Source organism: Pseudomonas sp., assembly GCF_030696055.1.
Classification (GTDB): Bacteria; Pseudomonadota; Gammaproteobacteria; order Pseudomonadales; family Pseudomonadaceae; genus Aquipseudomonas.
In genome coordinates, this window is sequence record NZ_JAUYNP010000127.1 from 1 (window position 1) to 6,767 (window position 6,767).

At 64.5% G+C, this 6,767-nt stretch carries 6 protein-coding genes; 1 reads left to right on the forward strand and 5 read right to left on the reverse strand.

The window, feature by feature from the left end; translation table 11 throughout:
- Positions 1–60: 60 nt before the first annotated feature.
- From Q8Q83_RS07550 to Q8Q83_RS07565, 4 genes are all read right to left on the reverse strand, one after another.
- Positions 61–723: a hypothetical protein gene (locus tag Q8Q83_RS07550; protein WP_305622530.1), complete on the reverse strand. Its 663-nt coding sequence runs from the start codon at positions 721–723 to the stop codon at positions 61–63.
- A gap of 16 nt (positions 724–739) precedes the next feature.
- A complete protein-coding gene (locus Q8Q83_RS07555; protein WP_305622532.1) occupies positions 740–3,595 on the reverse strand; it encodes a class I adenylate cyclase in 2,856 nt (951 codons plus the stop codon).
- A 109-nt stretch (positions 3,596–3,704) separates the two neighbouring features.
- Positions 3,705–3,950, reverse strand: a complete 246-nt coding sequence (locus tag Q8Q83_RS07560; RefSeq protein ID WP_305622533.1) for a TIGR02647 family protein — start codon at positions 3,948–3,950, stop codon at positions 3,705–3,707.
- Between the two features lie 303 nt (positions 3,951–4,253).
- On the reverse strand, positions 4,254–4,523 hold the full coding sequence (locus tag Q8Q83_RS07565; RefSeq protein ID WP_305622535.1) for a hypothetical protein: 270 nt from the start codon (positions 4,521–4,523) through the stop codon (positions 4,254–4,256).
- Between the two features lie 153 nt (positions 4,524–4,676).
- On the opposite strand from Q8Q83_RS07565, the gene Q8Q83_RS07570 reads away from it, so the two are divergent.
- A complete protein-coding gene (locus Q8Q83_RS07570) occupies positions 4,677–5,342 on the forward strand; it encodes a glutathione S-transferase family protein (protein WP_305622536.1) in 666 nt (221 codons plus the stop codon).
- Between the two features lie 36 nt (positions 5,343–5,378).
- On the opposite strand, the gene argH is transcribed toward Q8Q83_RS07570, so the two are convergent.
- On the reverse strand, positions 5,379–6,767 hold a 1,389-nt coding region (gene argH / locus Q8Q83_RS07575; RefSeq protein ID WP_305622538.1), incomplete at its 5' end, for an argininosuccinate lyase.

Sequence of the window (6,767 nt, forward strand, 5' to 3'; positions counted from 1 at the left end):
CCGTTTTTGCCTTGTCTCGGCTGCCTCGCCGACATTTTTCAACGGCCTGTTAGCAGGCTGTTAGTCGCCGCCCCCGCAACCGCCGCCATCCCCGCCCCCGTCGCTGCTATCGCCACTTGCGCCGCCATCCGCGGCGCAGCCGCTGGCGCAACCCGAGCTGCAGCCGATATGCCCGGCGCAATAATCGCCGCCGCGTCCGTCGCGGCAATTGAGGCTGTAGCGGAAGCCGTCGGCGATCGCCAATTCGGTGTCCAGGGCGAACAGCAGAGGCAGGCGCTGCGGCGCCCTGGGCGTGATGCGCTCGCGGGCACAGGCCAGGCGCCAGGCGCGGCGTATGCCTTGTTGCGCCACTGTGGGACTGCGCATGGCTTCGCTCGGCACATGGTGCAGAAAGTGGCCGATGCCCTGTTGGCAGAACTGCTGGTATTGCCGGGTATGCAGGATAAATTCGTGCCAGAGCACATCGACGGCCTGGGAGGGCATGGCGACCAGCCGGCGCTTGGCCGCGCGACACAGTTGGAAATACTGACGCAGCCCCAGCACGGCCTGGGCCGCCTGTTGCTCATCGAGGTGGGGGTAGCGTTCCCGCAACGTGCGGCTTAGCCGCTGGGGAAAGGCGTAAGCCTGGATAAAGCGCTCGCGAGCGCGCAGGCGGCTGCGACGCAGCAGTAGCACGGCTGGGAGCAAGGCGAGACCGGCGAACAGCAACAGACTCAGATTCATGGGCGGCTTCCGTTTTTCAGGCCTTCTGCAGGGCCTGGTTCAGCGCCTCTTCCAGACGGGTCTTGTAGCGCAGGTAATGCACTGTCTGGGTATGGCCCTCGTTCAGCACCGCGGAGAGGTCGAGGTCGGTGATATAGCAGGGGTAGCGCGCGCCGCCCGAGCGCTGGGCGAGGATATGCTGGGCCACGGCGGCGAACAGGTCGCCGGCGTACTCCAGTTCGGAAAACTCGCGGTGGTTGCAGTACAGGGTGACATGGGCGCGTTTGCCGGCGGCCGACTCGGCTATCGCCTGCACATCGTAGAAGGGGTGGCTGATCGGCGCGTGTGGCGCCGGGCGGCGCTCCAGGCGCTGGGCCCGTTGCGGCGCGTCCGGCTCCACCCGGTAGTAGAGGATGTCCAGGTTCGGATTGCCGTGCGGGCTGTCCAGTGGCAGCAGGGCATTGCGCCGGTACAGCACCGACTGCAGAAAGCGCTGCAGCGGCGTCAGCAGGCTCTGTTCGTCGCGGAACGGCATCTGCTGGCGCCACAGCCCGTTGTGTTCGTCGAGCACAGTCAACTCGGCTTGGCCGCTGGCTTCGTTGATCCGGTAGAACACCTGGATGCACTGCGGGCGGCCGAGCGGCAGGATCAGCGCCAGGTCTTCGCCTTGCAGGGCGCTGCGGTCCAGGTGCAGTTCGCTGTAGTACGGCTGTTCTGCGCCCAGGTGCTCGATCAGCGCCGGCAGGTCTTTCAGCGCGGTATGGCTGACCTGGCCGGGGATCAGATCGAGCAGGTGGTAGTGCTGCTTGATCTGCAGCAGATAACGGTTGTGCTGCTCGTCGCTGAAGTTGCCCTGGGTCTCGCGGAACAGTTCTTCGACCCGTTCGGCGATGGCCGTGGCGCGGTTGCGACAGAAGCAGCGCACCCGCAGATTGGGTTGCTGGCCGAGGCTCGGCAGGCTGCTGAGGAAGTCGCGCAGGCAGTCGAGCAGGGCGTGGGGGCCGTCGTAGCGGCTGACCAGCAACTCGTTCCAGCTGTTCAGGCTGACCTGGTCGATGGTCTGGATCAGGTTTTCCCGCACCCCGGAATAGCCCAGGGAATCGGTGCGCTCGCTGGTCATGTGCACGTTCAGCTGGCTGTACTGCTTGAGCGGGTCGACCCCGACATTGACCAGCAGCAGCACCTCGCGGGGCACGCTGGGGTGCAGCAGGGCGGCTTCGTCGACCGCCGGCAATGGCAGCGGTATCACCTGCTGCAGACTGGCCAGCAGGTTGGCCAGTTCGTACTCGGTCAGGTCGCTGTCGCCGGGGTGCAGTGACAGGCGGGTGCTGTTGTCGATCACGCCGTTGCGCTGGCACCAGGCGAGCAGTTCGATCAGTTCGCGGGCGCGCTTGAGCGGGGAGAAGTCGTCCAGGTCCTGGGCGCTGACGCTGCCGGTATACAGCGCCCACTGGCTTTCATGGGGCGTTTCCGGGCTGGGGTTATGGGCCAGGGTCAGGGTGTCTTCGGCCAGGTCCGGGGCTATCCCTGGGTTGATAAATTCGACCTTGCCGGCCTTGCGCTCGAAGGCGGCGTACAGGCGCCGGCCAAGTACCCCGAGGTCGCGGCTGTTGAGCGAGGTGCCGGCCTGCGCGCTGCGGGCGAAGGCCGAGAGGAAGCGGTAGCTGTAGGTCAGCTCGTTGACCAGCATGCGCCGCTCGGCGCTGACCTGGCGCACCTTCCACTGGCTGCGGCTGTCGAGCATGGCCAGCTGGCGGCTGTCCCAGTTCCAGTCGCTGGTCAGGCGTTCGAGCAGCAGGCGCTGCCAGCTCTTGCGGTTGTTGCGCGGCGGCCGGCTGAGCTTCTTGTCCACTTTCAGGTACAGGCAGCGGCGGATCAGCTCCAGGCGCTCGTGTTCGCCGCGGGCCTTGAGGTACTCCTCCAGGCGCCGGTACACCACTATGTAGGGGTCGAGTTCGTCGAGATCCAGTCGATTGGCGAACACCGCCTGCTTGAAGCGCAGCGACAGGCATTCGACCTTGGGGTGTTCGCTGGCGTAGACCTCGGTCAGCAGCAGCTTGAGCACCGATTTGTACGGCGACTCTATGCCCTTGTACAGCTGCCACATGCCGGCGCCGATAAACTCCTCCGGCGGGATGCGCGCCAGGTGGCCGAGGTCGAGCACATCCGCGGCGCGGATAAAACGCTTGGAGAGCAGCGCGTTGGTGTAGTGCTGGTAGCGTTGTTCTTCGTACACCGGCACCAGCCACCACAGCGGCGTGCGCCCGGCCAGCCAGATCGCGGTGCGGTAGAACTCATCGAGCAGCAGGTAGTGCTGGGTGGTGCCGCAGTCATCGGAGGTCAGCTGGGCTTCGCGGTCGCCGACGGTAAAGCGCGCCGGGTCGATCAGAAAGAAATGCGCCTCGGCGCCCTGGCTCGCGGCCCAGATCTCCAGCAGTTCGCACTTCTTGCTCAGCTCGCCGATCTGCTGCGGGCTGAGACCGGCGGCGTGGCACAGCCACATGTCCATATCGCTTTGTTCGGCCTGGGCCACGGTGCCGAGGCTGCCCATCAGGAACAGCCCATGGATAGGCAGCGCCAGTTTTTCGCGGTACGGCTTGTAGGCGAAGGAGCGGGTCAGGCGCTGGGCTTCGCTGAGCAGCTCGTCGCTCGGCTCGTAGCCGCTCAGGCCGGCCGGGGTCAGCCCCGAGACATAGCCGGGCAGCAGCGGGTGATTGACGTGGAATAACAGCGGCAACAGCTTGAGGACCAGCTGCTGGCGCGTGGACAGCGCCTGCATGGCACGCTGCAGGCGGCCCTGGTTGAGTTTGAGAAAGCGCGCGCGCAGCAGGGTCAGAACCTTGCGGTCGATACCTTCATCGATATCCGGGCGAATTTCCTCGGTGCGACTCATGCTCAGGCTCTGCGCGGCGATAGAACAAGGTGATTAGTCCGCTTGCCGATAAGGGAAGCCTGCGTCGCCGAGCGCATGCAGAGGGCCGGGCGACGCGGGCGGTGGCGGGTCAGGCCACTTCAGGCACAGTGAGAATGCTCAACAGGACTTGCGTGCGCTCGGCGGCATCCAGCCCCAGGCTGGTCAGATAGCCACCATCGGCTTGGCTGATCAGGCCTTTGTCATGCAGGCGCTTGGCCGCGGCAATGGCCGGGGGGGCGGCGGTGTGGTGGACCTTGATGCCTTCCTGGGTGTTGCCCAGGTTGAACAGCGCGAGGATTTCCAGTTCGGCAACCAGCTCGGGGGTAAAGGCCATAAGTACTCCTGCTTCTTGTTGTAGTGAACTGCGCCCCTGCGGGCGACAGCGGAAGCGGCGTGCGGCGATTGGACGGAACTGCTGCAGCCAGTCCAGGCAGTGTAGTGAAGCCCCGGCTAATCTGCCGCCAGCCGATGCTGCCAGAAGTGGCGCGGCTGAGGGTTAAAAATTTTCTAACAGGCCGTTGAAAAACTACCTGCGTTGCCGATGCGTCGTTAAAAACAGGCTCAGAATGCTCATTTACAGCTCGTAAACTCCGCTTCTTCGCCTGTTTTTGCCTCGCCAACGTTTTTCAGCGGCCTGCTAATCCTGGGCGGGCAGTTCCGGCAGGGCGCGCAACCCCTGTTCGTAGCGGGCGGCGTCGAAGGCGCGGTCTTCGCGCAGCATGGCGTCGATTTCATCGGCCAGCACCAGGGCCATCAGTGGCAGTATTTCTTCGCGCTCATAGCCCACCAGCAGCAGCTTGTTCAGCACCGCCTGGACGAAGGCCGGTTCGCCGGCCTCCAGCTGATTCTCGATGGCCTGGATCAGGGTCGATTCGGCAAATGCTTCGTCTTCGTCGTGTTCGCTCATGCGTGGCTTATCCGTGGCTTATCCCTGGACTGGGCATGCAGTGTGCCAGCGCGACGGCGCCCGCGCCATTCACTGCCTGGATACGGCTGGCTGGCATGGCGTATCTGGGGCTATAACTCGGACTGTCCATCCGCCGGCCTGGAGCCTGTCACCATGTTCAAACTATATGGATTTGCCGTTAGCAACTATTTCAATATGGTCAAGTTGGCCTTGCTGGAGAAGGGGCTGGAGTTCGAGATCGTGACCCTTTACGGCAACCAGAGCGACGAATTTCTCAGCATCAGTCCACGTGGCAAGGTGCCGGTGCTGGGAGTCGAGCAGGGTTTTATCAACGAGACCAGTGCGATCCTCGACTATCTGGAAGACTGCGGTGGCGGCAGGGCGCTGCTGCCCAGCGAGCCATTCGCCCGGGCCCAAGTGCGCGCACTGATGAAGGAGATCGAGCTGTATATCGAGTTGCCAGCGCGGATTGGCTACCCGGAAGCATTCTTCGGTGGGGAGATTTCCTCCGCCTTGAAAAGCAAGTGCAAGGCCGAGCTGTTGGCCGGGATCGACACGCTCAAGCGGCACGGCAAGTTTGCCCCTTATGTGGCGGGCGACAGCTTCAGCCTGGCCGATATCTACTTCCTCTACAGCATCGACCTGGCTTGCGGGGTGGCGAAGAAGCTGTTTGGTATCGATCTGTTGGCCGACTTCTCGAAGGCCCACGAGCTGCTCGTGCTGCTCAACCAGAACCCGCACGTCAAACGCATCGCCGCGGATAAAGAGGCGGGGATGGCTGGGTTTCTGGCGATGGCTCAGGCCAAGGCCAAAGGCTGAGGCTACGCGGCGCAGGACGCGCCGCGTAACGGCCAGCTAGCGGCTGGCCAGCAGCGCCTGGCCGCGCACCACCGCCGCCCGCACCTGATTGGGGGCGGTGCCGCCGATATGGTCGCGGGCATTCACCGAGCCTTCCAGGGTCAGCACGGCGAACACGTCCTGCTCGATCTGATCGCTGAACTGACGCAGTTCGTCCAGGCTCATCTCGGCCAGGTCCTTGCCGCTGTCGACACCGTATTTCACCGCGTGGCCGACTATCTCATGGCAGTCGCGGAACGGCAGGCCCTTGCGCACCAGATAGTCGGCGAGATCCGTGGCGGTGGAGAAGCCGCGCAGCGCCGCTTCACGCATGATGGCGTGCTTGGGCTTGAGCGCCGGGATCATGTCGGCGAAGGCGCGCAGCGAGTCGCGCAATGTGTCGGCGGCGTCGAACAGCGGTTCCTTGTCTTCCTGGTTGTCCTTGTTGTAGGCCAGGGGTTGGCCCTTCATCAGGGTCAGCAGGCCCATCAGCGCGCCGAACACCCGGCCGGTCTTGCCGCGCACCAGTTCCGGCACGTCCGGGTTCTTCTTCTGCGGCATGATCGAGCTGCCGGTGCAGAAGCGGTCCGGCAGGTCGATAAACTGGAATTGCGCGCTGGTCCAGAGCACCAGCTCTTCGGAGAAGCGCGACAGGTGCATCATCGCCAGCGAAGCCGCGGCGCAGAATTCGATGGCGAAGTCGCGGTCCGACACGCCGTCCAGGGAGTTGCCGCCCACCGCGTCGAAACCCAGCAGCTGGGCTGTGACTTCGCGCTGGATCGGGTAGGTGGTGCCGGCTAGCGCGGCCGAGCCCAGCGGCATGCGGTTGGTGCGCTTGCGGCAGTCGACCAGGCGCTCGTAGTCACGGCTGAGCATCTCGAACCAGGCCAGCAGGTGATGACCGAAGGTCACCGGCTGGGCGGTCTGCAGGTGGGTGAAGCCGGGCATGATGGTGTCCGCCTCGCGCTCGGCTTGCTCCAGCAGGCCCTGCTGCAGGCGGGTGATCTCGGCCAGGATCAGGTCGATCTCGTCGCGCAGCCACAGGCGGATATCGGTGGCCACCTGGTCGTTACGCGAACGGCCGGTGTGCAGCTTCTTGCCGGTGACGCCGATGCGGTCGGTCAGGCGCGCCTCGATATTCATGTGCACGTCTTCCAGGTCGACGCGCCAGTCGAACTGGCCGGCCTCGATTTCCGTCTGGATCTGCGTGAGGCCGTCGATAATCGCATCGCGCTCGGCATCGCTGAGCACGCCGACCTTGGCCAGCATGGTGGCGTGGGCGATGGAGCCCATGATGTCGTGGCGATACAGGCGCTGGTCGAAAGTGACGGAGGCGGTGAAGCGGGCGACGAAGGCGTCGACGGGTTCACTGAAGCGGCCGCCCCAGGACTGATTGGTCTTGTCAGT

Coding starts and splice junctions, on each gene's coding strand:
- Q8Q83_RS07550 (WP_305622530.1), bottom strand. CDS start 723: ATGAATCTGAGTCTGTTGCTGTTCGCCGGTCTCGCCTTGCTCCCAGCC.
- Q8Q83_RS07555 (WP_305622532.1), bottom strand. CDS start 3,595: ATGAGTCGCACCGAGGAAATTCGCCCGGATATCGATGAAGGTATCGAC.
- Q8Q83_RS07560 (WP_305622533.1), bottom strand. CDS start 3,950: ATGGCCTTTACCCCCGAGCTGGTTGCCGAACTGGAAATCCTCGCGCTG.
- Q8Q83_RS07565 (WP_305622535.1), bottom strand. CDS start 4,523: ATGAGCGAACACGACGAAGACGAAGCATTTGCCGAATCGACCCTGATC.
- Q8Q83_RS07570 (WP_305622536.1), top strand. CDS start 4,677: ATGTTCAAACTATATGGATTTGCCGTTAGCAACTATTTCAATATGGTC.